The organism is Serpentinimonas barnesii, assembly GCF_000696225.1.
GTDB lineage: Bacteria > Pseudomonadota > Gammaproteobacteria > Burkholderiales > Burkholderiaceae_C > Serpentinimonas > Serpentinimonas barnesii.
On sequence record NZ_BAWN01000019.1, the window covers coordinates 1 to 24,092 of the forward strand.

The 24,092-nt window shown below is 67.3% G+C and carries 20 protein-coding genes; 6 read left to right on the top strand and 14 right to left on the bottom strand.

Translation table 11 applies throughout. The features are described from left to right. On the bottom strand, positions 1-1,620 hold a 1,620-nt coding region (locus SRAH_RS06095; RefSeq protein WP_029462463.1), incomplete at its 3' end, for a YgiQ family radical SAM protein. Positions 1,621-1,623: 3 nt separating this feature from the next. After that, positions 1,624-2,673 (bottom strand): tRNA dihydrouridine(20/20a) synthase DusA, encoded by a 1,050-nt coding sequence (gene dusA, locus SRAH_RS06100; protein WP_045476403.1) that lies wholly within the window; start codon positions 2,671-2,673, stop codon positions 1,624-1,626. A 120-nt stretch (positions 2,674-2,793) separates the two neighbouring features. Here dusA and SRAH_RS06105 point away from each other — a divergent pair, with 120 nt between their 5' ends. Continuing rightward, complete coding sequence (locus SRAH_RS06105; RefSeq protein WP_029462465.1) at positions 2,794-4,278, top strand: Ppx/GppA phosphatase family protein; 1,485 nt, start codon at positions 2,794-2,796, stop codon at positions 4,276-4,278. Positions 4,279-4,322: 44 nt separating this feature from the next. Here the strand turns inward: SRAH_RS06105 and SRAH_RS06110 are convergent, their stop codons facing one another. The 6 genes from SRAH_RS06110 to SRAH_RS06135 form a co-directional block, all read right to left on the bottom strand. Beyond that, positions 4,323-4,796, bottom strand: a complete 474-nt coding sequence (locus SRAH_RS06110) for a SixA phosphatase family protein (RefSeq protein WP_029462466.1) — start codon at positions 4,794-4,796, stop codon at positions 4,323-4,325. Between the two features lie 2 nt (positions 4,797-4,798). Next, on the bottom strand, positions 4,799-6,874 hold the full coding sequence (ppk1, locus tag SRAH_RS06115; protein WP_029462467.1) for a polyphosphate kinase 1: 2,076 nt from the start codon (positions 6,872-6,874) through the stop codon (positions 4,799-4,801). Between the two features lie 102 nt (positions 6,875-6,976). Continuing rightward, a complete protein-coding gene (gene glmM / locus SRAH_RS06120; RefSeq protein ID WP_029462468.1) occupies positions 6,977-8,308 on the bottom strand; it encodes a phosphoglucosamine mutase in 1,332 nt (443 codons plus the stop codon). Between the two features lie 36 nt (positions 8,309-8,344). Further along, complete coding sequence (gene folP, locus SRAH_RS06125) at positions 8,345-9,160, bottom strand: dihydropteroate synthase (protein ID WP_045476439.1); 816 nt, start codon at positions 9,158-9,160, stop codon at positions 8,345-8,347. 158 nt (positions 9,161-9,318) lie between these two features. Further along, positions 9,319-11,232 carry an ATP-dependent zinc metalloprotease FtsH gene (ftsH, locus tag SRAH_RS06130; protein ID WP_029462470.1) on the bottom strand — a complete coding sequence of 638 codons (1,914 nt, stop codon included), beginning with the start codon at positions 11,230-11,232 and terminating at the stop codon, positions 9,319-9,321. A 115-nt stretch (positions 11,233-11,347) separates the two neighbouring features. Beyond that, positions 11,348-12,112 (bottom strand): RlmE family RNA methyltransferase, encoded by a 765-nt coding sequence (locus SRAH_RS06135; protein WP_029462471.1) that lies wholly within the window; start codon positions 12,110-12,112, stop codon positions 11,348-11,350. 17 nt (positions 12,113-12,129) lie between these two features. On the opposite strand from SRAH_RS06135, the gene SRAH_RS06140 reads away from it, so the two are divergent. The 3 genes from SRAH_RS06140 to SRAH_RS06155 are packed head-to-tail and all read left to right on the top strand — an operon-like array spanning position 12,130 to position 15,670. Further along, the gene (locus tag SRAH_RS06140; RefSeq protein WP_029462472.1) at positions 12,130-12,612 is read left to right on the top strand and encodes a YhbY family RNA-binding protein; all 483 of its coding nucleotides are present in this window, start codon (positions 12,130-12,132) and stop codon (positions 12,610-12,612) included. A 7-nt stretch (positions 12,613-12,619) separates the two neighbouring features. Continuing rightward, positions 12,620-14,872, top strand: coding sequence for a M3 family metallopeptidase (locus tag SRAH_RS06145; protein ID WP_082210099.1), 2,253 nt, complete (start codon positions 12,620-12,622; stop codon positions 14,870-14,872). A 36-nt stretch (positions 14,873-14,908) separates the two neighbouring features. Further along, entirely contained in the window at positions 14,909-15,670 is a 762-nt protein-coding gene (locus SRAH_RS06155; protein ID WP_045476415.1) for a YdcF family protein, read from the top strand. Between the two features lie 20 nt (positions 15,671-15,690). On the opposite strand, the gene rpiA is transcribed toward SRAH_RS06155, so the two are convergent. Continuing rightward, the gene (gene rpiA, locus SRAH_RS06160) at positions 15,691-16,362 is read right to left on the bottom strand and encodes a ribose-5-phosphate isomerase RpiA (RefSeq protein ID WP_029462475.1); all 672 of its coding nucleotides are present in this window, start codon (positions 16,360-16,362) and stop codon (positions 15,691-15,693) included. A gap of 127 nt (positions 16,363-16,489) precedes the next feature. On the opposite strand from rpiA, the gene SRAH_RS06165 reads away from it, so the two are divergent. Then, a complete protein-coding gene (locus tag SRAH_RS06165; protein ID WP_029462476.1) occupies positions 16,490-17,611 on the top strand; it encodes a quinone-dependent dihydroorotate dehydrogenase in 1,122 nt (373 codons plus the stop codon). Between the two features lie 9 nt (positions 17,612-17,620). On the opposite strand, the gene rlmB is transcribed toward SRAH_RS06165, so the two are convergent. After that, positions 17,621-18,424: a 23S rRNA (guanosine(2251)-2'-O)-methyltransferase RlmB gene (gene rlmB, locus SRAH_RS06170; RefSeq protein ID WP_029462477.1), complete on the bottom strand. Its 804-nt coding sequence runs from the start codon at positions 18,422-18,424 to the stop codon at positions 17,621-17,623. 33 nt (positions 18,425-18,457) lie between these two features. Beyond that, entirely contained in the window at positions 18,458-19,153 is a 696-nt protein-coding gene (locus tag SRAH_RS06175) for an ABC transporter ATP-binding protein (RefSeq protein ID WP_029462478.1), read from the bottom strand. On the opposite strand from SRAH_RS06175, the gene SRAH_RS06180 reads away from it, so the two are divergent. Continuing rightward, positions 19,152-19,868 carry an arylesterase gene (locus tag SRAH_RS06180; protein WP_029462479.1) on the top strand — a complete coding sequence of 239 codons (717 nt, stop codon included), beginning with the start codon at positions 19,152-19,154 and terminating at the stop codon, positions 19,866-19,868. The genes SRAH_RS06175 and SRAH_RS06180 overlap by 2 nt on opposite strands. Positions 19,869-20,023: 155 nt before the next feature. Here SRAH_RS06180 and SRAH_RS06185 read toward each other — a convergent pair whose 3' ends face one another. The 3 genes from SRAH_RS06185 to SRAH_RS06195 all read right to left on the bottom strand — a co-directional run bounded on the left by SRAH_RS06185 (position 20,024) and on the right by SRAH_RS06195 (position 24,010). After that, on the bottom strand, positions 20,024-21,235 hold the full coding sequence (locus SRAH_RS06185; RefSeq protein ID WP_029462480.1) for a PLP-dependent transferase: 1,212 nt from the start codon (positions 21,233-21,235) through the stop codon (positions 20,024-20,026). 77 nt (positions 21,236-21,312) lie between these two features. Beyond that, positions 21,313-22,728, bottom strand: a complete 1,416-nt coding sequence (locus tag SRAH_RS06190) for an adenylosuccinate synthase (protein ID WP_029462481.1) — start codon at positions 22,726-22,728, stop codon at positions 21,313-21,315. Positions 22,729-22,762: 34 nt separating this feature from the next. Beyond that, entirely contained in the window at positions 22,763-24,010 is a 1,248-nt protein-coding gene (locus SRAH_RS06195) for an ATP phosphoribosyltransferase regulatory subunit (RefSeq protein ID WP_029462482.1), read from the bottom strand. Positions 24,011-24,092: the final 82 nt, after the last annotated feature.

The window sequence follows — 24,092 nt, forward strand, 5'->3', positions numbered from 1 at the left end:
GCAGGCGGCCTCGATCTCGGGGCTCTTGCAGCCGAGCCGGTACATATTGGCGGTGGGGCCGCCGAGGTCGCTGATGACGCCGGTAAAGCCCGTGACCTGGTCGCGGATCTGCTCGACTTCGCGCACGATCGAGTCTTCGGAGCGGCTCTGGATGATGCGGCCTTCGTGCTCGGTGATGGAGCAAAAGCTGCACCCGCCAAAACAGCCGCGCATGATGTTGACGCTGAAGCGGATCATCTCCCAAGCCGGGATTTTGGTGGGCCCGTCGTGGCGGCCGTGTTCGTCGGCGTAGCGCGGGTGCGGGCTGCGCGCATAGGGCAGGTCGAACACCCAGTCCATTTCGGCGCTGCTCAAGGGGATGGGCGGCGGGTTGATCCAGACCTCGCGCGCCGTGGCCCCGCTGCCGTGCGCCTGCACCAGCGCACGCGCGTTGCCGGGGTTGGTTTCCAGGTGCAGCACGCGGCTAGCATGGGCGTAGAGCACCGGGTCGGCGCGCACCTGCTCGTAGCTGGGCAGGCGGATCACGGTGCGCTCGCGCTCCGGTGCGGCGGCCTTGGCGCGCTGGGCCAGCGGGGGGTGAAAGGCGATGGGTTTGACCTGCACCTGCACCGTTCGCCCTGAGCTTGGCCCGTCCTGAGCTTGTCGAAGGATCGAAGGGCTCGCAAGGGCTTCGACTGGCTCAGCCCGAACGGGGGCAGGAGTTTCGACTGGCTCAGCCCGAACGGGGGCAAGGGTTTCGACTGGCTCAGCCCGAACGGATGCTTCTTCTTTAGAAACGGATGCTTCTTCTTTGGAACAGCTCGCACCCTGCGCCTGCGCCTGCTCGCTGGTGCTTAGGTAGGGACTCAGGTGCGCTTGCACGCGGCCGGGGCGATCGACTTCGGTCGAATCGAGCTCGACCCAGCCCGGTGCGCTGCTGCGGCGCACGAAGGCGGTGCCGCGCACATCGGTGATCTGCTGCACCGGCTCGCGCCGCGCCAGCCGGTGCGCGATCTCGACGATGGCGCGCTCGGCGTTGCCGTAGAGCAGCAGGTCGCACTTGGCGTCGACCACGATCGAACGCCGCACCTGGTCGCTCCAGTAGTCGTAGTGGGCGATGCGGCGCAGCGAGCCTTCGATGCCGCCGAGCACGATCGGTACCTCCTTAAAGGCTTCGCGGCAGCGCTGGCTATAGACGATGGCGGCGCGGTCTGGGCGCTTGCCGCCCTGGTTGCCGGGGGTGTAGGCGTCGTCGGAGCGGATTTTGCGATCGGCCGTGTAGCGGTTGATCATCGAATCCATATTGCCCGAGGTCACGCCCCAAAACAAATTGGGCCGCCCCAGCACCTTGAAGGGCTCGGCGCTGTGCCAGTCGGGCTGGGCGATGATGCCCACGCGAAAGCCCTGCGCTTCCAGCACGCGCCCGATCACGGCCATACCAAAGCTGGGGTGATCGACGTAGGCGTCGCCGGTGACCAGCACCACGTCGCAACTGTCCCAGCCCAGCCGCTCCATTTCGGCGCGGCTGGTGGGCAAAAAGGGCGCCACGCCCAAGCGCTTGGCCCAGTAGGGTTTGAAACTGGGCAGCGGCTTGGCCGGGCGCGGAAAAAAGGAAACGTCGGGGTAGGTGGCGCTGCTCATGGCTTAGGTCGCAAGACAAGGCTGCGAGGCTGTGGGGGCGTGGGTGGGCTGCAAGGCGTGCTGCGCCCGCCGCCAGACCTCGCGCGCGGGCAGGCCTTTAAGGCGGTGGTCGCTCCAGACCTGGCGCCAGCGCCGGGCCCCGCTCTGGCCGTGGCGCAGGCCCAGCAGATGCCGCGCCACCGCGTACCAGTGTGTGCCTTCTTGCGCGGCTTGGCGTTCCATGTAGTCCACCATGGCCGCCTCCACCGCGTCGGGGTTTGAATCGAAGGGCGCGGCGGCATAAAAGATTTCATCCCAGTGGCTCAAATCCCAGGGCTGGTGGTAGGCCGCCCGCCCCACCATCACGCCATCGAGGTGCTGCAACTGCTCGGCCATCTGCTGCGCGGTCTGCAAGCCGCCGTTGAGCACCAGCGTGAGGGCCGGAAAATCGCGCTTGAGTTGCTGCACCACCTCGTAGCGCAGCGGCGGCACTTCGCGGTTTTCTTTGGGGCTCAGGCCCTGCAACCATGCGCTGCGCGCATGCACGATGAACACCGTGCAGCCCGCTTCGGCTACGGTGCCCACAAAGTCGCGCACAAAGCCATAGCTTTGTTCTTGGTCCAAGCCGATGCGGTGCTTGACCGTGACCGGGATGTCCACCGCCGCCCGCATGGCGCGCACGCAATCGGCCACGCGCTGCGGCTCGGCCATCAGGCAGGCCCCAAAGGCGCCGCGCTGCACGCGCGGGCTCGGGCAGCCGCAGTTGAGGTTGATTTCGTCGTAGCCCCACTGCTGCCCCAAGCGCGCACACTGGGCCAGATCGGCCGGCTCGCTGCCGCCCAGTTGCAAGGCCAGCGGGTGCTCGGCGGCATCGAAGACCAGGTGGCGGCGCACATCGCCATGCAGCAAGGCGCCGGTGGTCACCATCTCGGTGTAAAGGCGGGCGCGGCGCGTGAGCAGGCGGTGCAGGGTGCGGCAGTGCCGGTCGGTCCAGTCGAGCATCGGGGCCACGCAGACGCGCCAGTCGGGTGCGCGCGGCAAAGCGGTGGCAGACGGGTGGACAGGACCAGACATAGCAGCGTAGCGTGAAAAATGTATCGATCCCGATTACAGCATGCCCAAGCAGAAGGCGCAGCACCCAAGGTGCAAAGGCCCGCCCGGTGGTATGCTTGACCCGAATAGGTACATACCATTATGGACAACGGAACTCTTTTGGCGTCGGTGGACATGGGCTCGAACAGCTTTAGGCTGGAGATCGGCCGCTACCACTCGGGGCACGTGGAACGGGTCGAATACCTCAAAGACCCGGTGCGGTTGGGGGCCGGGCTCGATGAGTACAAAAACCTGAGTCCCACAGCGATGGAACGCGGCTGGGAGTGTTTGGCGCGTTTTGGTGAACGCCTGCAGGGCTTCAAAAAGACCCAGGTGCGCGCGGTCGCCACCCAGACCCTGCGCGAAGCGCGCAACCGCGACGATTTTTTGCGCAAGGCGCAGTTGGTGCTGGGTTTTCCGATCGATGTGATCTCGGGCCACGAAGAGGCGCGCCTGATTTACCAAGGGGCCTCGCACCTGCTGCCGCAGTCGGACGAACGGCGGCTGGTGATCGACATTGGCGGGCGCTCGACCGAAATCATCCTCGGCCAAGGCCAAGAGCCCTTGCGCATGGAATCGTACCGGCTGGGCTCGGTGTCGTGGACGCAGCGCTATTTTGCGCGTGGCCAATTCACCGCGCCCATGTTGCGCACCGCCGTCATCGCCGCCAAGGCGGTGCTGGACGAGGCGCTGGAGACCTTTCCCAAACCCGAATGGCAAGTGGCTTACGGCTCCTCGGGCAGCGCCGGGGCGGTGTGCGAGATTTTGGCCCTCAACGGCTTCGAGCCCGATGTCATCAGCCGCGCCGGGCTGGACTGGCTCAGCGAGCGCCTGCTGCGCGTCGGCCAAGTCAACGAGCTGCGCCTAGAGGGCTTGCGCGACGACCGCCGCCCGGTGCTGTGTGGCGGCTTGAGCGTGCTGCACGCGCTGTTCGAGTTGTTCGACCTGCAGGCGCTGCACCGCTCCTACGGCGCGCTGCGCCAGGGTGCGCTGTTCGACCTGATCGACCGCGAGAGCGACCAGACCGACATCCGCGAGCGCACCGTGCGCTGGCTGGGTGAGCGCTACGCCACCGACCAGGCACAGGCCAAACGCGTGGCGGCGCTGGCGGTGGGGCTGTTTGCGCAAGTGGCCGAAGAAGACCCGCTCAACGGCCGCTACTCGCGCAAGCTCGATTGGGCAGCGCGCCTGCACGAGATCGGCACCCACATTTCGCACAGCGCCGCCTACCGCCACGGAGCCTATATTTTGGATCATGTGGATGCGCCGGGCTTTTCGCTGCCCGAGTTGCACCGCATGAGCCGCCTGGTGCTGGGCCAGCGCGGCAAGCTGCGCAAGGTCGAGGCCGAGCTGCAAGAAGAGCTGTTTGCCAAGCAACTGATGTGCCTGCGCTTGGCGGTGCTGCTGTGCCACGCCCGCACCGACCCCGACACCGCCGCCTTGCGACTGGGATACAAGGCGGGCCGCTTCAAGTTCAGTGCGGTGCCGGGCTGGGCAAAGCTGCACCCGCAATCGGCTTGGCTGCTGGAAGAAGAGGCGCAGATGTGGCAAAAAACGCACTGGGCGCTGGAGCTGGACCTGCGCTGAGCGCCGCCGCAGGCGCCAGGCAACGCGCGCGGGCGCGGACCCCCTTAAAGCAGCTCGGGCGTCTGAACCGTCACGATGAGGGTTTGCAGTTGGCCATCGCGCTCGCGCTGGCGCAACCACCACACCGCGCCCTTGCGGATCGAGCAGTCTTGCTCGCGCCAATCGAGCAGGCGGGCCACGGTGCGGCCCAAGGTGGGCTGGTGCCCAACGATCAAGGCCGGCTGGCGCGCTTCGGGCCATTGCACCAGTTGCAGCAGCTCATCGACGCTGCCGTCGGGGCGCAGTTCCTCGCGCGCCTTGTATTTGCGCCCGAGCGCGATCACGGTCTGTTCGGTGCGCACCGCCGGACTGCAAAAAACCCGCACCCCTTCGGGCAGTTGCCTGTCCAGCCAGGCCGCCATGCGCAGCGCCTGGCGCTCACCCTTGGGCGTGAGGCGGCGCGACAGGTCGGCCCCGCACCCTTCGTCGGTTTCTTCAAGGTCTTCGGCTTCGGCGTGGCGCCAGAGTATCAGGTCCATGCTCATCCTTTGCTCCCGTGGCGGGTCATGAGGGTGGATTGGGCCGAGTGCAGGGGGTTGCGGCCGCGTCCCTGATGCACCCCGGCCCGCGAATAGCTCCCGTCGGGTTCCAGCAGCCAGGCATCGCGGCTGTCGTGCAGGTACTGGTGGATGCCCTCTTCCATCACGCGCTGGCGCAGCGCCTGGTCGGTCACCGGCCAGGCCAGCTCGATGCGGCGCAGCATGTTGCGGTTCATCCAGTCGGCGCTGGACAGCCACAGCTCCTCTTGCTCGCCGTAGCGAAAGTAAAACACGCGCGAGTGCTCCAGCAAGCGCCCGATAACGGAGCGGATGCGCACGTTCTCGGTGTAGCCCGGCACCCCGGCCGGCAGGATGCAGGCCCCGCGCACGATGGCGTCGATCTGCACCCCGGCCTGCGAAGCGTGCGCCAGCGCACGCGCCAGCGGCTCGTCGGTGAGGGCGTTGGTCTTGAGGATGATGCGCGCCTCTTGCCCCTGCTTGGCCGCGTTCACGCAGGCGTCGATGCGCTCGAGCATGCCTTTGTGCAGGTAAAACGGGGCCGCCAGCACTTTGTGCAGCCGGGGCAGGCGGCTCTGGCTGGCCAAGTGCAAAAACACCTGGTCGAGGTCGCTGGTGAGGGCTTCGTCGGCCGTGAGGTAGCTGAAATCGGTGTAAAGCCGCGCCGTGCCGGGGTTGTAGTTGCCGGTCGAGAGGTGGGCGTAGCGCACCAGCCGCCCTTCTTCGCGCCGCGTGATGAGCAGCATTTTGGCGTGGGTTTTGAGCCCGACGATGCCATACACCACCTGCGCCCCGATCGACTCCAGCCGCTCGGCTTGGTTGATGTTGGCCTCTTCGTCGAAGCGCGCCTTGAGCTCGACCACCGCCGTGACTTCCTTGCCCCGGCGCACCGCCTCGCGCAACAAGTCGGCCATTTCGCCCTTGCTGCCGGTGCGGTAGATGGTTTGCTTGATGGCCAGCACCTGCGGGTCTTCGACCGCCTCGCGCAAAAACGCCAGCACGGCGTCGAAGCTCTCGTAGGGCTGGTGGATCAGCACATCGCCTTTTTTGAGGCGCTCGAAAAAGGACTGCCCCGGCACCAACTGCGATGGCCAGCCCGGCAGATAGGGCTCGAAGCGCAAAGCAGGCAGCTCCAGCAGATCGATCAACTGCGTCATGCGCACCAAGTTCACCGGCCCGGATACGCGAAACAGGCACTCGGGCGGCAGGTTGAATTGCTGCAGCAGAAAATCAGACAAAAATTCGGTGCACCCGGCCGAGACCTCGAGCCGCAGCGCCTGCCCGTAGTGGCGGCGCGTCAGGCCCAGGCGCATGGCTGTGCGCAGGTTTTTTACCTCTTCTTCGTCGACCGCCAGATCGGAGTGGCGCGTGACGCGAAACTGCGCAAACTCGGTCACGCTGCGGCCCGGGAACAAATCGCCCAGATGCGAGCGGATCAGACTGGAAATGGAGACGAAACACGCCGTTTTGCTGTTGCGCGCACCCGGCATGCGCAAATAACGCGGCAGCGAACGCGGCACCTTGACGATGGCCACTTCGTTTTCGCGCCCAAAGGCATCGCGCCCAGCCAGGCGCACGATGAAATTGAGCGATTTGTTGGCCACCTGCGGAAAAGGATGCGAGGGGTCGAGCCCGATCGGCAGCAACAGCGGCTGCACCTCGGTGGCGAAGTATTCCTTGACCCAACGCCGCTGCGCCGGGGTGCGCTCGCTGTGCGCCACGATTTTGATGCCGCGCTTTTCCAGCGCTGGCAGCAGCTCCTCGTTGTAGAGCGCATACTGCTGCGCCACCAGCTCGTGCACCTTGGCCGCCACCTCGTGGAAGGTCTGCGCATTGATGGCTCCGCGCTGCTCGTTGCTGACAAATGCCGCCAGCTGGGGCGCAAAACGCACCTCGAAAAACTCATCCAGATTGGACGACACGATGGTCAGGTAGCGCAGCCGCTCCAGCAAGGGCACGGCAGGGCGACGGGCCCAGTCGAGTACGCGCTCATTGAAGGCCAAAATGCTTTGATCGCGGTCTAGGAATCCGTGTTTGGGTGTCGGGGTGGTGGTACTCATGCGTATGCGTTTCGATTCCCTGAAAATCATATCGTTCGATTATGGAACGGCACGCACACAAAAATGTGACAACTACGCGTAAACCCGAATGCCCCCCGCGCGTTACCCGTTTAGGCTGGCGACCAATCGCTCGGCCCAGCTTTGCGCCAGCGCGGCCTCGCGCGCCTCCACCATCACGCGCAGCAGCGGCTCGGTGCCGCTGGCACGAATCAGCACCCGACCCTGGCCCCGCAGCGCGGCTTCGGCCTGCTCCAGGGTGCGCGCCAGCGCGGCGTGGGTTTTCCAGTCCTGCCCCGGCTGCAGCCGCACATTGAGCAGGGTTTGCGGAAACAGCGTCAGCCCTTGCAGCAGTTGCGCCAGCGATTGGCCGCTGCGCACACACACCTGCAACACCTGCAAGGCGGCCACGATGCCGTCGCCCGTGGTTTGCTTGTCCAGAATCAGCAAATGGCCCGAGCCCTCGCCGCCGAGCGTCCAGCGCTGGCGCTGCAGCTCTTCGAGCACGTAGCGGTCGCCCACTGGGGCGCGCCGCAGCGGCACCCCTTTGGCCTGCAGGGCCAGCTCGACCGCCATATTGGTCATGAGCGTACCCACCACACCGGGCACCACTTCGTCGCGCCCGAGCCGGTCGTCGGCCAGCAGATACAGCAGCTCGTCGCCGTTGTAGAGCCGGCCCTTGGCGTCGACCAGCAGCAGGCGGTCGGCGTCGCCATCGAGCGCAATGCCAAGGTCGGCGCGGTGTTGGGCCACTGCCGCCACCAGCGCCTGCGGGTGCGTGGCCCCCACTTCGAGGTTGATGTTGTAGCCGTCGGGCTGGCAGCCGATCTCGATCACCTCGGCCCCAAGCTCGTGAAACACCTTGGGCGCGATGTGGTAGGCGGCCCCATGCGCCGCATCGACGACGATTTTGAGCCCGCGCAAGCTCAGCTCGGTGCCAAAGGTGCTCTTGCAAAACTCGATGTAGCGCCCGGCGGCGTCGTCTAGGCGCCGCGTTTTGCCCAGTTGTGCCGAAGGCACCCAATGCGGCGGCTCGTGCAGCGCAGCTTCCACGTCCAGCTCCCATTCGTCGCTCAACTTGCTGCCCTGGGCGCTGAAAAACTTGATGCCGTTGTCGGCAAAGGGGTTGTGGCTGGCCGAGATCACCACCCCGAGGCTGGCGCGCTGGGCCCGCGTGAGGTAGGCCACCGCCGGTGTGGGCAGCGGCCCGAGCAACACCACATCGACCCCAGCCGAATTAAAGCCCGACTCCAGCGCCGACTCCAGCATATAGCCCGAGATGCGCGTGTCTTTGCCGATCAGCACCTTGGGGTGCGACTGGCTGCGCTTGAGCACGCGCCCAACCGCATGGGCCAGGCGCAACACAAAATCGGGGGTGATGGGGGGCTGGCCGACCGTGCCGCGGATGCCGTCGGTGCCAAAGTATTGTCTGCTCATAAAAAAACGCTGCTCCCAAGCTTGCAAAAGCACGAATTATCCGGCCTGCTCGCGCATCGCCTGCCAGACCTTGAGCGCCTGCACCGTGGGCGCCACATCGTGCACCCGCAGCACGCTGGCGCCGCGCTCCAGCGCCAGCAGCGCAGCGGCCACGCTGGCGTGCAGGCGCTCGGCGGCTGGCGCACCGCCCGTGACCGCGCCCAGCGACGATTTGCGCGACCACCCCAGCAGCAGCGGGTAGCCCAGCGCCAGCAGCTCGCGCTGGCGCGCCAGCAGGGCAAAGTTTTGCTCTACCGTTTTGCCAAAGCCTATGCCGGGGTCGAGCACGATGCGCGCACGCGCCACCCCCAGCGCTTGCAGCGCCTGCGCGCGCTGGGCCAGAAAATCATGCACCTGGGGCAGCACATCGCCGCTCATGGGGGCGCTCTGCATGGTCTGGGGCTCGCGGTGCATGTGCATGAGGCAGACACCGCAATTGGGGTGCTGCGCCACCACCGCCTCGGCGCTGGGGCCGCCCTGTGCCAGAGCGCCCTGTGCCGGGTGGCGCAGCGCCCAGACGTCGTTGATGATGTCGGCCCCCAATTCGAGGCAGGCTTGCATCACCTCGGGCTTGTAGGTGTCGATCGAAATTGGCACCTGCCAGCGCAGCAGCTCGCGCAGCAGCGGCAGCAGGCGCTGCAATTCTTCGTCCAAGGGCAGCGGGGTGGCACCGGGCCGGGTGGACTCGGCCCCCAGATCGAGCACATCGGCGCCTTCGGCCAGCAGGCGCTCGGCTTGGCGCAGCGCAGCCTCGGGCCGCAGGTACTGACCGCCGTCGGAGAAGGAATCGGGCGTGAGGTTGAGGATGCCCATCACCAGCGGGCGCTCTAGAGAGAGCGCAAAGCGGCTGGTTTGCCAGGTGGCTGGCTGGCTTAAGGGGGCGCTGGGCAACTCGAACACCAAAGGCTGCAAAAGCTGCAAAGGCGAGGTGTACTCCTACACCCCGCGCCCTGTGCGATACGCGCTGTGGATTAGGCCGCCGTCGGGGCCGGCTCGGGCTTGGCTGCGGCCGAGCCACCACCACCGCCACCCACGCTGGGGTTGCGCGGCGTCCAGTCTTTGGGCGCGCGCGGCGGCTTGCCAGCCATGATGTCGTCGATCTGCTCGCTGTCGATGGTTTCCCATTCCAGCAGCGCCTTGGCCATGGCGTGCATTTTGTCGGAGTTGTCCTCGATCAGCTTGCGCGCCAGCGCGTACTGCTCGTCGATGATGCGGCGCACCTCGGCATCGACGCGGCGCATGGTCTCTTCGCTGATGTTGGTGGTCTTGGTGATCGAGCGGCCCAGGAACACCTCGCCCTCGTTTTCGGCATAGACCATGGGGCCGAGCGCGTCGCTCATGCCGTAGCGCATCACCATATCACGGGCGATGTGGGTGGCGCGCTCAAAGTCGTTGCTGGCGCCGGTGGTCATCTGGTCCATGAACACCTCTTCAGCGATGCGACCGCCAAACAGCATGCTGATCTGGTTCAGCATATAGTGTTTGTCGTAGCTGTAGCGGTCTTTTTCGGGCAGGCTCATGGTCACGCCCAAGGCGCGGCCACGCGGGATGATGGTCACCTTGTGTACCGGGTCGCACTTGGGCAGCAGCTTGCCGATCAGGGCGTGGCCGGACTCGTGGTAGGCGGTGTTGCGCCGCTCATCCTCGGGCATGACCATGCTCTTGCGCTCCGGGCCCATGAGGATTTTGTCTTTGGCTTTTTCGAAGTCTTGCATGTCAACCAAGCGCGCGTTGCGCCGCGCCGCCATGAGCGCGGCTTCGTTGCACAGGTTGGCCAGATCGGCCCCACTCATGCCGGGGGTGCCGCGCGCGATCACGCTGGCGCTCACATCGGTGCCCAGCGGCACTTTGCGCATGTGCACATTGAGGATTTGCTCGCGGCCGCGAATGTCGGGCAGCGTGACATAGACTTGGCGGTCGAAGCGCCCTGGGCGCAGCAGCGCGGCATCGAGGATGTCGGGCCGGTTGGTGGCGGCGATCACGATCACGCCCAGGTTGGTTTCGAAGCCGTCCATCTCGACCAGCATCTGGTTGAGGGTCTGCTCGCGCTCGTCGTTGCCGCCGCCCAGGCCAGCGCCGCGCTGGCGCCCCACGGCGTCAATCTCGTCGATGAAGATGATGCAAGGCGAGTTTTTCTTGGCCTGCTCGAACATGTCGCGCACGCGGGAGGCCCCCACGCCGACGAACATTTCCACAAAGTCGGAACCCGAGATGCTGAAAAACGGCACCTTGGCTTCGCCTGCAATGGCCTTGGCCAGCAGCGTTTTGCCGGTGCCCGGCGGCCCCACCAGCAGCAGCCCGCGCGGAATGCGCCCACCCAGCTTTTGGAAGCGGGACGGGTCTTTGAGGAAATCGACCACCTCCTTGACTTCCTCTTTGGCCTCGTCGCAACCGGCCACATCGGCAAAGGAAACGGTGTTGGCGCTCTCGTCGAGCATGCGCGCCTTGCTCTTGCCAAAGCTGAAGGCACCGCCCTTGCCGCCGCCCTGCATTTGGCGCATGAAGTAAATCCAGACCCCGATCAGCAGCAGCATCGGGCCCCAGCTCACCAGAATGGTCATGAGCAGCGAGGCCTCTTGGCGCGGCTGCACGTCGAAGCGCACGTTGTGGGCGATCAGATCGCCGATCAGGCCACGGTCCAAGAAAGTGGCTTGGGTGCGCACGCGCTGCCCGTCGGAGGTGACGGCGGTGATCTCGGTGCCGTTGGGGCCTTCTTGGATGGTCGCGCTCTGGATGCGGCTGGAGCGCACCTTGTCTAGGAACTCGGAGTAGGCGACCGCAGTGGCCCCGGCCGTGGGCGCACCCTGAAATTGGTTGAAGACGGTGAACAGCACCATGGCCACCACCATCCACACCGCCACTTTGGCAAACCACTGGTTGTTCAAGGCAAACTCCTGCTAGAAATACGTGCGCCCCACATGCAGGGCCATTTTAGGGCTTTCAAGGGCGCGCTCCGCATCCGGTGCACAAATCCATCTGCATGTAGAGGATAGAAAAATTTCAAACCTCGGGTTTAAGACCGATGCCAATCAAAAAGGTTTCAGAGGATTTGTCGCGCGAGGACTTGGGCTTGATGGCTTTGACCTGCCTGAACATGGCCCGAAACGCCTGCACCAGCTCCTGGTAGCCGCTGCCATGAAAGACCTTGGCCACCAAAGCGCCCTCGGGCTGCAAGTTGTGCCGCGCAAAATCGAGCGCCAGCTCGACCAGGTGCGTGATGCGCGCCGCGTCCACCCCTTCGATGCCCGATAGGTTGGGCGCCATGTCGGACAGCACCAGATCGACCGGGCGCAGCGCGACTTGGCTGGCGCGGGCAGGCGCAGGGCCAGCCGCATCCAGCGCCTGGCTTGCATCGGCCGCAGCCGCCTGTGCGCTGCCCAAGGCGGGCATCGGTAGGCTCAGCGCCTGCTGCAACTGCGCCAGCACCTGCTCGTCGCCAAAATCGCCCTGGATGAACTGCACCCCCTCGATAGGCTCCATGGGGAGCAGGTCGATGCCGATGATGCGGCCCTTGAGCGCCCCCGCTGCCGCCCCGCTTGGGGCCAGCCGGCGGCGCAGGTATTGGCACCAAGCCCCCGGCGCGCAGCCCAGATCGACGATGCACTGCCCGGCGCGAACCAGGTGCAGGGTCTGATCAATTTCCTGTAGTTTGAAGGCGGCGCGCGCGCGGTAGCCTTCCTTTTGGGCCAGTTTGACCCACGGATCGTTGGCGTGCTGGTTCAGCCACGCCTTATTGACCTTCTTGCTTTGTGTTTTGACCTTCATGCGGGGATAATTGTCCCATGCAAATCGAACTTACCCCCGCCGCCCGAAAAATCCACCGCTCCAACGCGCACCACCTCGAACCGGTGGTGCAAATCGGCAGCGACGGCCTCACTGCGGCCGTCACGCAAGAGGTCGAGGCCGCCCTGAAGGCGCACGGCCTGATCAAGGTGCGCGTCTTCAACGACGACCGGCTCCAGCGCGACGCCTACCTGCAGACGCTGGCGGCCGAGCTCAGCGCCGCCCCAATCCAGCACATCGGCAAGCTGCTGGTGCTGTGGCGCCCACTGCCGCCCAAAGAAAAAGCCGCCGCGCCGGACGAAGAGCGCAAACCCGGCCCGCGCGACTACAAGGTGCTCAAGTACAGCAAAAAAGGCGGCCAACGCCCCGAGGTTAAAACCGTGCGCGTGCTGGGCAACCAGCGCCTTACACAGGGCGGCTTGGTCAAGCGCTCGCGCCCAAGCGGGCCCGTGAGCGTGAAAAAAGCCAGCCAATCGCGTTGAAATGCCCATGACTGCCAGCCTGTCTCCCGCCGCCGCCAAGCTCAGCGCCGCCTTGGGTGCCGACACCCAGCCCGAACCCAGCCCCGCAACGGCGGCCAGCTTGGCCAGCAACCCGCTGCTCGAGTGCGGTGCGCTGCTGCGCTTCGATGCCATCCGGCCCGAGCACGTGCAGCCGGCCATTGAGCACTTGCTGCAGCAGGCCCAGGCCGCGCTGGAGCAAGTCACTGCGCCCGGTTTTGTGGCCGACTGGCAGCGCATCGGCGCCGTGCTCGACGTGGCCACCGAGCGCCTGGGCCGCGCCTGGAGCGCCGTGAGCCACCTCAACGCCGTGGCCGACACGCCCGCGCTGCGCGCCGCCTACAACGCCATGCTGGCCCCCGTGACCGCTTTCTGGACCGGCATGGGCTGCGACGAGCGCCTGTACGCGCTCTACAAAGCCCTAGACCCGGCGCGCCTGACGCCCGAGCAGGCCCAAGCGCGCCAGCACGCCCTGCGCGACTTCGTGCTTGGCGGGGCCGAACTGCAAGGCCCGGACAAGGCGCGCTTTGCCGCCATTCAAGAGCAACTGGCCGAGTTGCAGCAAAAATTCAGCGAAAACCTGCTCGACGCCACCGAGGCCTGGCAATACTTGGCCAGCGCCGAAGAACTTGATGGCGTGCCGCCCGATGTGCTGGCCGCCACCCGCGCCGCCGCCGAGGCCGCCGGCCACGCCAGCGGCCACCTGCTCAGCCTCAAACTGCCCTGCTATCTGCCGCTGATGCAGTTTGCGCGCCAGCGCGACTTGCGCCAGCGCCTCTACCGCGCCTACGCCTCCCGCGCCAGCGAGCTGGGCGAGGGCGATGCCGCCCCCGACGCCACCGCCCAAGCGGCGCGCTTCGACAACAGCGCCCTGATCACGCAGATTCTGGCCTTGCGCCACGAGGAAGCGCAACTGCTGGGCTACCCGCACTACGCCGCCGTCTCGCTGGCGCCCAAAATGGCCGACAGCGCCGAGCAAGTGAGCGCCTTTTTGCGCCAACTGGCGGCGCGTGCCCGGCCTTGGGCCGAGCGCGACCTGGCCGACCTGCGCGCCTTTGCCGCCGAACAACTCAATTTGCCCGACCCCCAAGCCTGGGACTGGACCTACATCGGCGAGCAACTGCGCCAGGCGCGCTACGCCTACAGCGAGCAAGAAGTCAAACCCTACTTCACCGCGCCCAAGGTGCTCGACGGGCTGTTTGGCCTCATCGAAACCCTGTTCGAGGTGCGCATACTGCCCGACCAAGCCCCCACCTGGCACCCCGGGGTGCAGTTTTTTCGCATCGAGCGCCACGCCGAAGCCAGCGCCGCCCCCACCCTGATCGGCCAGTTCTACCTCGACCCTGGCGCGCGCAGCGGCAAGCGCGGCGGCGCTTGGATGGACGATGCCCGCGCGCGCTGGCGCCGCCCCGACGGCACCGGTCTGCAAACCCCGCTGGCGCACCTGGTGTGCAACTTCGCCGAAGGCGTCAAGGGCCAGCCGCCCCTGCTCACGCACGACGACGTGATCACCCTGTTCCACGAATTCGGCCACGGCCTGCACCACCTGCTGACGCAAGTCCAAGAGCGCGACGTGGCCGGCATCAGCGGCGTTGAATGGGACGCGGTCGAGCTGCCGAGCCAGTTCATGGAAAACTTCTGCTGGGAGTGGGAGGTGCTGCGCCAGATGAGCGCGCATGTCGATACCGGTGCCGCGCTGCCGCGCGACTTGTTCGACAAGATGCTGGCCGCCAAAAACTTCCAGAGCGGCCTGCAAACGCTGCGCCAAGTCGAGTTCGCCCTGTTTGACCTGCTGCTGCACAGCGGCGGCGCGCCCAAAAACCCGGACGGCAGCGACGATTACATGGCCTTGCTGGCCCAGGTGCGCGCCGAAGTGGCCGTGCTCGAACCACCACCCTACCACCGCATGCCACACAGCTTCAGCCACGTGTTTTCAGGCGGCTACGCGGCCGGCTACTACAGCTACAAATGGGCCGAGGTGCTCAGCGCCGACGCCTACGCTGCCTTCGAAGAAGCCGCCGCCAGCCAACACGGCAGCGTGCTCGACCGCGCCACCGGCCGCCGCCTGCGCCAGACCATCCTCGAAGTGGGCGGCAGCCGCCCGGCGCTGGAATCCTTCAAGGCCTTTCGGGGCCGCGAGCCGCGCCTCGACGCCCTGCTGCGCCACCAAGGCATGGCGGATGCGGATGAGGCTGCCATGTCGGATGCCCTGGCCGACAGCGCCACCCCAGCGGCCGCCTGATCACGCTGCGCGGCACCGCCACGCAGCACCGAGCGCATGTTTCTGGCTTCGAAACTGCTGACTGCCATCACCCAGCCCATGTTTTGGCTGGCGCTGTGGTGGGCGCTTTCGCTGCTGGTCTTGCTGCGCTGGCGCAAAGCGGCGCTGTTCATGCTCTGGAGTGGCCTGCTTGTGCTCGGCCTGCTGGGGTTTCGTGCCATCCCAGACGCCCTGCTGCGCCCTCTGGAAAACCGCTACCCGGTTCCGGCGGCCCAGGCCATCGACCGGCACGTCGGCATCATCGTGCTGGGCGGTGCCTTGGGGCACCCGGCCAGTTTTGTTGCCCACGGCCAGGTTCCGCTGGGCGAGGCCGCCGAGCGCATGACCGTGCCGGTGGGCCTCATGCGCCAGCACCCTGGGCTGGAGTTGGTGTTCTCTGGCGGCGAGGGCAGGCTGCTAAGAACCGGCGTGACCGAAGCCGAACTGGCACGGGCCTTCTACCAGCAGCAAGGGCTGGACATGAGCAAAGTGCGGCTAGAAAATGGCTCGCGCAACACCCGCGAAAACGCCCAGCAAGTGGCCCGGCTGCTGGGCGCACGCTGCCAAGAACCGTGGCTGCTGGTGACATCGGCTTGGCACATGCCGCGCGCCGTCGCCGAGTTTGAAGCCGTGGCTTGCAAGGTCACGCCCTACCCGGTGGACTTTCGCACCGGCACATCCACCCCGCTCACCGAATACTCGCTGGCCCACAGCCTGCTGCGCTGGCAGACCGCCTTGCACGAGTGGCTGGGCTTGTGGGTGTACGGCATCACCCGCTGACGCGGCCCAAGGCCGCCCCATCAAAACCGCAGCGTGCGCACCCCCTCGGGCGTGCCCAGCAGGCACACGCTGGCCTTTTGGTGCGCAAACACGCCCACGCAGACCACGCCCGGCCAGTTGTTGACCTCGCTCTCGAAGGCCAGCGGCTCGTCGATGCACAGCCCAGTCACGTCCAGGATGTGCTGGCCGTTGTCGGTGCGCAGCGGCTGGCCGCCTTGCAGCCGCAACGTGGCCACGCCGCCGTGTGCGGCAAAGCGGCGCGCGATCTGCTGCGCCGCCATCGGAATCACCTCCACCGGCAGCGCAAAGCGGCCCAGCACCGGCACGTACTTGCTCTCATCGGCGATGCAGACAAAGCGCTCGGCCAGCGCGGCCACGATCTTTTCGCGCGTCAGCGCCGCGCCGCCGCCCTTGATCATGCAGCCGTGCGGATCGATCTCGTCGGCACCATCCACATAAAGCGCCAGCGACTCGACCGCGTTCGCGTCCAGCACCTCGATGCCGTGCGCGCGCAGGCGCTCCGACGAGGCCTCGGAGCTGGAGACGGCCCCTCGCAGGCGCTCTTTGACCGTGGCCAGCGCGTCGATAAACTTGTTCACCGTCGAGCCGGTGCCCACGCCGACGATCTGCCCCGGCTCGATGTATTGCAAGGCCGCCTGGGCGACGAGGGTTTTGAGTTGGTCCTGGTTCATGCGCTGTCGGTGGAATGTGCGTGGGGGGATTGGTGCAGGGTGTGCGTGGCACGTGCCGCCGCCGATTTGGGACAATCGGGCCTGTACGGCTGCGCCCTGCACCGCATTTCAAAACCGCATTATCCCCATGTCTTTGTTGCCCTACCCGCTGCTGCGCCCCTTTTTGTTCCGCCTTGATGCCGAAGCTGCGCACGAGCTCACGCTGGCGCAGTTGGAACGCATCCAGCACACGCCGCTGCTGGCGCTGGCGGCGCAGCCGCGCATCGACGACCCGCTCACGCTGGCCGGCCTGCGCTTTCCCAACCGCGTCGGGCTGGCGGCCGGGCTGGACAAAAACGCGCGCTGCATCGACGCCTGGGGCGCGCTCGGCTTTGGCTTCGTCGAAGTCGGCACCGTCACGCCGCTGGCCCAAGCCGGCAACCCCAAGCCGCGCATCTTTCGCCTGCCCCAGAGCCGGGCCCTGATCAACCGGCTCGGCTTCAACAACGAGGGGCTGGCGGCCTTCGTGGCCAATGTGCGGCGCAGCCGCCTGCGCGCCCAGGGCTCCAGCGCCGCATCCACCGCATCCTCCTGCGCCACGGCCAGCGCGCAAGGCACCGCGCCCGCGCTGGTGCTGGGCCTGAACATCGGCAAAAACGCCGCCACCCCGATCGAGCGCGCCAGCGACGACTACCTCACCGCGCTGGAGGCCGTCTATCCCTACGCCGACTACGTGGCGGTGAATATCTCCAGCCCCAACACGCAAAACCTGCGCGCCCTGCAAAGCGACGCCGCGCTGGAGCAGTTGCTGGCCACGCTGGCCGAGCGCCGCGCCGAGCTCAGCGCCGCCAGCGGCGTGCGCCGACCGCTGCTCATCAAGATCGCGCCCGACCTAGACGCCGAGCAAATCGAGGCCATTGCCGCCGCCCTGCTGCGCCACGGCATGGACGGCGTGATCGCCACCAACACCACCCTCGGCCGCAGCGCCGTGCAAGGCCAGCCACACGCCGACGAGGCCGGCGGGCTATCGGGCGCGCCGCTGCTGCAAGCCAGCAACGCCGTGGTGCGCGCGCTGCGCCAGCGCCTGGGGCCAAATTTCCCGATCATCGGCGTGGGCGGGGTGCAAAGCGGGGCCGACGCGCAGAGCAAGCTCGAAGCCGGGGCCGACCTGGTGCAGCTCTACACCGGCCTGATCTACCGCGGCCCGGCGCTGGTGCCCGAAGTGGCGCGCGCCTTGGCCAGCCTGCCACACCCGGCGCCGGCGCGCTGACCGCCTGCCTTAACCGCGTTGGCGCCGCGCCTCGTACAGACAGACCGCACTGGCGACCGACACATTAAGGCTTTCCACCGCGCCGTGCATCGGGATGCGCACCAGTTCGTCGCAGCTTTTGCTGGTGAGCTGGCGCAAGCCCTGCCCTTCGGCCCCTAGCACCAGGGCCAGCGGGCCGCGCAGATCGGCCTGGTAGATCGTTTTGGGGGCCTGATCGCTGGTGCCCACGACCCAGATGTTGCGCTCCTTGAGCTCGCCCAAGGTGCGCGCCAGGTTGGTGACCATGAAGTAGGGCACGGTGTCGGCCGCTCCACTGGCCACCTTGGCCACGGTGGCGTTGATGCCGGCGGCGTGGTCTTTGGGCGCGATCACGGCGTGCACCCCGGCCCCGTCGGCCACGCGCAGGCAGGCCCCGAGGTTGTGCGGATCGGTCACGCCATCGAGCACCAGCAGCAGCGGCTGGTCGGGGGGGCTGCTGTCGGCCAGCGCAGCGGGGTCAGACGCAAGGGGCGCGGCAGCGGGGCTGGCCGCCGCTTCCAGGCGCTCCAGCAACTCGTCGAGCGAGCGCGCGCTGGGCACGGCAAGCACGCGCGCCGCCACGCCCTGGTGGCCGTGGCTGCCCGCCAGTTTGGCGATGCGCAGGGCGTCGGCCTCGACTAGGCGCACCTGGGCCTCGCGGGCGCGCTCCAGAAAGCCCTTCATGCGCGCATCGCGGCGGGTGGGATCGAACAAGACCTCGATCACCGAGGCGGGTGCGACTTTGAGGCGCACCCCGACGGCATGGAAGCCGAACAGCACTTTGTTTGCAGACATGGGGGCCGATTATCCGCCACCCATCCTGCACGCCTAGGCCGGCGCCTCGGCCACCTCGAGCGCCCGGCCGGCCTCGACCGTGATCAGGCGCTGGCAGCGCTGCGCAATGGCGCGGTCGTGCGTGACCAGCACCAGCGTGGTGCCCTGCTCGCGGTTGAGCTCGAACATCAGCTCCATCACGCGCGCGCCGGTGGCAAAGTCGAGGCTGCCGGTGGGCTCGTCGGCCAGCAGCAGCGCCGGCTGCACCACAAAGGCGCGTGCCAGCGCCACCCGCTGCTGCTCGCCGCCCGAGAGCAGCTTGGGATAGTGCCCCAGGCGCTGCCCCAGGCCCACGCGCTGCAGCAATTGCGTGGCGGCCGCGCGGGCGTCGCGCCGTCCGGCCAGCTCCAGCGGCAGCATCACGTTTTCCAGCGCCGTCAGGTTGCCCAGCAACTGAAAGCTCTGGAACACGAAACCCACCTTGCGCGCGCGCAGCGCCGCACGCTGGTCTTCGTCGAGTGCGAAAATATCGGTGCCGTCGATGCGAACCGTGCCCCGGGTGGGCGTATCCAACCCAGCCATGAGTGTGAGCAAGGTGCTTTTGCCCGAACCCGACGCCCCAACGATGGCCACCGTCTGGCCGCGCTGCAACTCAAAATCAATGTCGCACAAAATGTCGAGCACGCCACCGGAGTCTGTCACCGACTTGCTCAAACCCTGTACCGCTACCACTGCATCAGCATCTGCCATGAAACCGCCTTTTGTTTGGAACCGCCGCCACTTTAACGCCTGCGCCGCTTCGGTCGCGGCCTTGGGGCTATCGCTGGCACCGCTGCTGGCGCTCGCCAACCCGGCTGCGGCCGCCTCCAGTGGCACCCCCGCAGCGGCTGGCAATGCCACGGGGCCCAAGCTGCTGGTGCTGGGCGACTCGCTCAGCGCCGAATTCGGGCTGCGCCGGGGCAGTGGCTGGGTTGCGCTGTTGCAGCGGCGGCTGGCCAGCGAGGGCCGCTCCATTCAGGTGTTCAACGCCAGCATCGGCGGCGAGACCACGGCCGGCGGGCGTGCGCGCCTGCCGGCGCTGCTGCGCACGCACCAGCCGGCGGTGGTGGTGGTTGCCCTAGGTGCCAACGACGCGCTGCGCGGCCTGCCGCTGACGCAAAGCAGCGACAACCTGCGCGCCATCGCGCGCGAAAGCCGCGCCGCCGGGGCCCGCGTACTGCTGCTGGGCATCGACGTGCCGCCCAACTTCGGCGAGCGCTTCCGGCAGGATTTTCGCCGGCTGTTCACCGACATCGCGCAAGCCGAACAGGCCGCGCTGATGCTGTTCATGCTCGAGGGCGTGGCCGACCGGGCCGACCCGACCGAGCTGTTTCAGAGCGACGGCATCCACCCCAACGAGGCGGCGCAACCGATCATCCTGGAGCAGGTCTGGCCCTACCTGCGCCCGCTGTTGCCGCGCGGTTAATCGCCGTTGAGCGATTTTGGTCACTTTTGCAACTATTTGACGCCTATTTGGCACAGCAGGGACGCTTCCCGGAAACCACGGAAACCGCAGCCCGACTCGAATTTCTGACCCCAATTTCCGGGCACTGTGAGGCTTGAGCGGCCAGCCCTTGGCCTTCAATCCAGCGCCGCCAACGCCTGCGCCAGATCGGCTTGCAAGTCGGGCTGCGCTTCAAGGCCCACCGCCAGCCGCACCAGGCGCGGGCCGTAGGCGGCTTGCGGGGCTTGTGGCCACGGGCGGCTGCGCAGGGTGGGCATGTCGTAGGGCATGCACAGGCTGATGGGGCCGCCCCAGCTGTAGCCGATCTTGAACAGGCGCAAGCGCTCGCAAAAGGCGTCGATCTGCTCGGGCCGGATGTGCGGCTGCCACAGCACCGTGAACAGGCAGGCGGCTGCGCTTGCATCGCGCTGCCAGTGCGCGTGGCCGGGCGAGCCGGGCAGCGCCGGGTGCCAGACCTGGGCCACGCCGCGCTGCTGCTGCATCCAGTGCGCCAGCGCGCGCGTGCTGGTATCTTGGGCGTGGTAGCGCAGGTGCAAGGTGGGCAGGCCGCGCAGCACCAGTTCGGCGTCGTTGGCCCCTACCCCAAGCCCCAGGCGCATGTGGGTGTGCAGCAGGCGCTGGTGCAAGGTGGCGTCGCGCGTGACCACCGACCCCATGAGCACGTCGGCGCCGCCGCTGGGGTATTTGGTGAGCGCCTGCAGCACCACATCCACGCCAAAATCGAAGCCGCAAAAGGCGATGCCTGCGCCCCAGGTGTTGTCGAGCGCGCTCAAAATCGGGCGCGAGCGGCCCGCGTTGGCGGCTTGCAGCACCTGCATCAGGGCCGGCAGGTCGGGGTATTCGAGCGTGACGGAGCCCGGCACTTCGAGCCAGACCAGGCGCGTGGCGGGGCTGATCTTTGCTGCCAGATCGTCTGGCTGCATGGGGTCGTAAATGCGGTGCGCGATGCCCCAGGCCTGCAGCTCGGCGCGCGCCAGATCTTTGCTGGGGCCGTAGGCGTTGTCGGGCAGCAGCACCTCGTCGCCGGCTTGCAGGCACGCCAGGTTCACCAGCGCCAGCGCCGCCAGCCCGCTCGGGCACAGCAGGCAGTGCGCGCCGCCCTCCAGGCTGGCTAGGCGCTCCTCCAGCGTGAAGGTGGTGGGGGTGCCGTGCAGGCCGTAGGTGTAGCCGGATTTGTCTTTCCACTGGCGCGCGCGCAGCGTGGCCACATCGGGAAAGAACACCGTCGAGCCCTTGAACACCCCCGGCGGCAGGGCCTCGAAGCCATCCGGTGCCCGGTAGGGGTGGTGGATGAGCGCGCTGGCCGCTTGCAGGGCGGGGGCGCTCACCAGAACCGTGCCAGCTTGTGCGCCCGCCGCAGCGCCAGACGACGGATCCGGCCCCCTAGGCCGAAGCTGCTCGCTGCTCACACCGCCGCGCCGTGGTAGGGGTGGTGCAGCAAGATGGTGTGGTCGCGGTCCGGGCTGGTGGAGACGACGTGGATCGGCACCCCAGTCACGGCCTCGATGCGGTTCAGGTAGTGCTGCGCGTTGGGTGGCAGGTCTTCGTAGCGCGTCACGCCCGCTGAGGGCTGGCTCCAGCCGGGCAGGGTTTCGTAGATCGGTTCGCAGCGCGCGATTTCGTCGGCCCCCAGCGGCAGCAGGTCGATCAGCTCGCCGTCGAGCCGGTAGCCCACGCACAGTTGCAGCTCGGGCAGGCCGTCGAGCACGTCGAGCTTGGTGATGCACAGGCCGCTCAGGCCATTGACCTGCGCCGAGCGCTTGAGCAAGGCGGCGTCGAACCAGCCACAGCGGCGCGAGCGCCCGGTGGTGGTGCCTTTTTCGGCCCCCACGGTGGCCATGTGCCAGCCCGGCGTGCCTTCGGTCTGCCAGTCGAGCTCGGTCGGGAACGGGCCACCGCCGACACGGGTGCAATAGGCCTTGGTAATGCCCAGCACATAGTGCAGCAGCCCCGGCCCAACGCCCGCGCCCGCGGCCGCGTTGCCCGCGACGCAGTTGCTGGAAGTGACGAAGGGGTAGGTGCCGTGGTCCACGTCGAGCAAGGTGCCTTGGGCGCCCTCGAACAGCAGATTCACGCCGCGCCGGTGCGCCTCGTTGATCTCGCGCGAGACGTCGGCCACCATCGGCGCCAGCAGCGTGGCGTGTTGCAGCGCCTGCGCCAGCACCGGCTCGAACTGCACCTGCCCGCCCTGCATGAAGGCGGCCAAGGGCTGATCTTGCAACCAGCCGCAGGCGGCCCAATTGACCTCGGCGCTGCCCAGCACCGCCAATTGCTGGTTGTAGTAGCCCAGCAGCTCGCGCAGCTTGGCGGCAAAGCGCTCGGGGTGGCGCAGGTCTTGCACGCGCAGTGCGCGCCGCCCGACTTTGTCTTCGTAAGCCGGGCCGATGCCGCGCCCGGTGGTGCCGATCTTGGCGGTGCCAGCGCGCTCTTTGGCCTGCTCACGCGCCACATCGAGCGCGGCGTGAAAGGGCAAAATCAAGGGGCAGATTTCGCTCACGCGCAAGCGCGAACGCACCTCGACCCCGGCACGCTCCAGGCCGCAGATTTCTTCTAGCAGCTTGCCCGCCGACAGCACCACGCCGTTGCCCACGTAGCACACCACGCCGGCGCGCATGATGCCGCTGGGGATCAGGTGCAGCGCCGTTTTCACGCCGTTGATGACCAGCGTGTGGCCGGCGTTGTGGCCGCCCTGGAAGCGCACCACGCCGCGCGCGGTTTCGGTCAGCCAATCGACCAGTTTGCCCTTGCCCTCGTCACCCCACTGGGTGCCGACGACGACCACGTTGCGCCCGGGACGGGCCTGAAAGGGGGATGCGCTCATTTGCTTTCGTTCCAAGCCGGGCAGGCGGTCGGGTTCATGGGGAGGGAGTCAGGGCTTGCAGCACCCAGGCCCCGGCGTGGGGCACCAGGGCGCGGTCGCAATCGAATTCTTCAACTTCGTGTTCGTGGCCAGGCAGCACGCGCAGCACCACCTCGCCTTGGGCACGCAAGGCGGCAATGGTACGGCGCAGCGCGGCATCTTGGCCCCAAGGGGCGCGGATGGCTTTTTGCGCCGCCGGGCGCGGCAGCAGCGCGACCAGTTCTTTCAGGTCCAGGCTAAAGCCGGCCGCCGGGCGGCAGCGGCCAAACACCGCCCCCACTTCGTCGTAGCGGCCGCCGCGCACCAGCTCCTGCGGCACCTGCCCAGGCAGGGCGGCGGCAAAAATCGAAAAGCGCAGGCCGGTGTAGTAGGCGTAGCCGCGCAAATCGGCCAGATCAAAGCCGATTTCGATGGCGGCCGGCGCAGGGCCAGGAGCCACAGCCGAATGGTTGGCCTCTTGGGCCCCAGCTTGGGTGACGGCCAAGGATTGCTGCAAAGCCTGCGCCAGGCCACGCAAATCGGCCAAGGCGCGCTGCAGCGCTGCGGAGGGGGGTAGCACGCGCTCGGCCTGCTCCAGCACCGCCGCGTCGCCGTGCAGCTCGGTCAGGGCGAGCAAGGCGCGCTGCGTGTCCGTGGGCAGATCGGCCGCCACCTGGCCCAGCGTGGCCACGTCTTTGGCCGCCAAGGCGGCGTGCAGCTGCTGCACCCGCGCTTCAGGCAGGTGCAGGCCTTCGAGCAGGGCATCGACGATGCGCACGTCGCCGCAGTCGAGCACGATGCGGCCCATGCCCGCGGCGCGCAGGCAGGCCAGCGCCAGCTCCAGCACCTCGAGGTCGGCCTCGGGGCCGGCATGGCCGTAGAGCTCGGCCCCAAACTGCAAAGGCTCGCGGCTGGCCAGTGGCCGCTGCGGGCGCGTGTGCAGCACCGGGCCGCAGTAGCACAGGCGCGTTAAACCGCTGCGGTTGAGCAGGTGCGCGTCGATGCGCGCCACTTGCGCCGTGGTGTCGGCGCGCAGGCCCAGCGTGCGCCCCGAAAGCTGATCGACCAGCTTGAAGGTTTGCAAGTCCAGCGCCTCGCCGGTGCCGGTGAGCAAGGAATCGAGGTGCTCCAGCAGCGGCGGCATGACCAGCTCGTAGCCATGCACGCGCGCCGCGTCGAGCAGCGCACGGCGCAGTTCTTCGATGTGCCGGGCCTCAGAGGGCAAAACGTCGGCGATGTGATCCGGCAGCAGCCAGGCAGACATGGGTGGGGGCTTGGACAGTCAAAAGGGGGATTTTACCGGCAAGGCCAGCGGGGGACCGATAACGAGCGACCGAAATCCGATT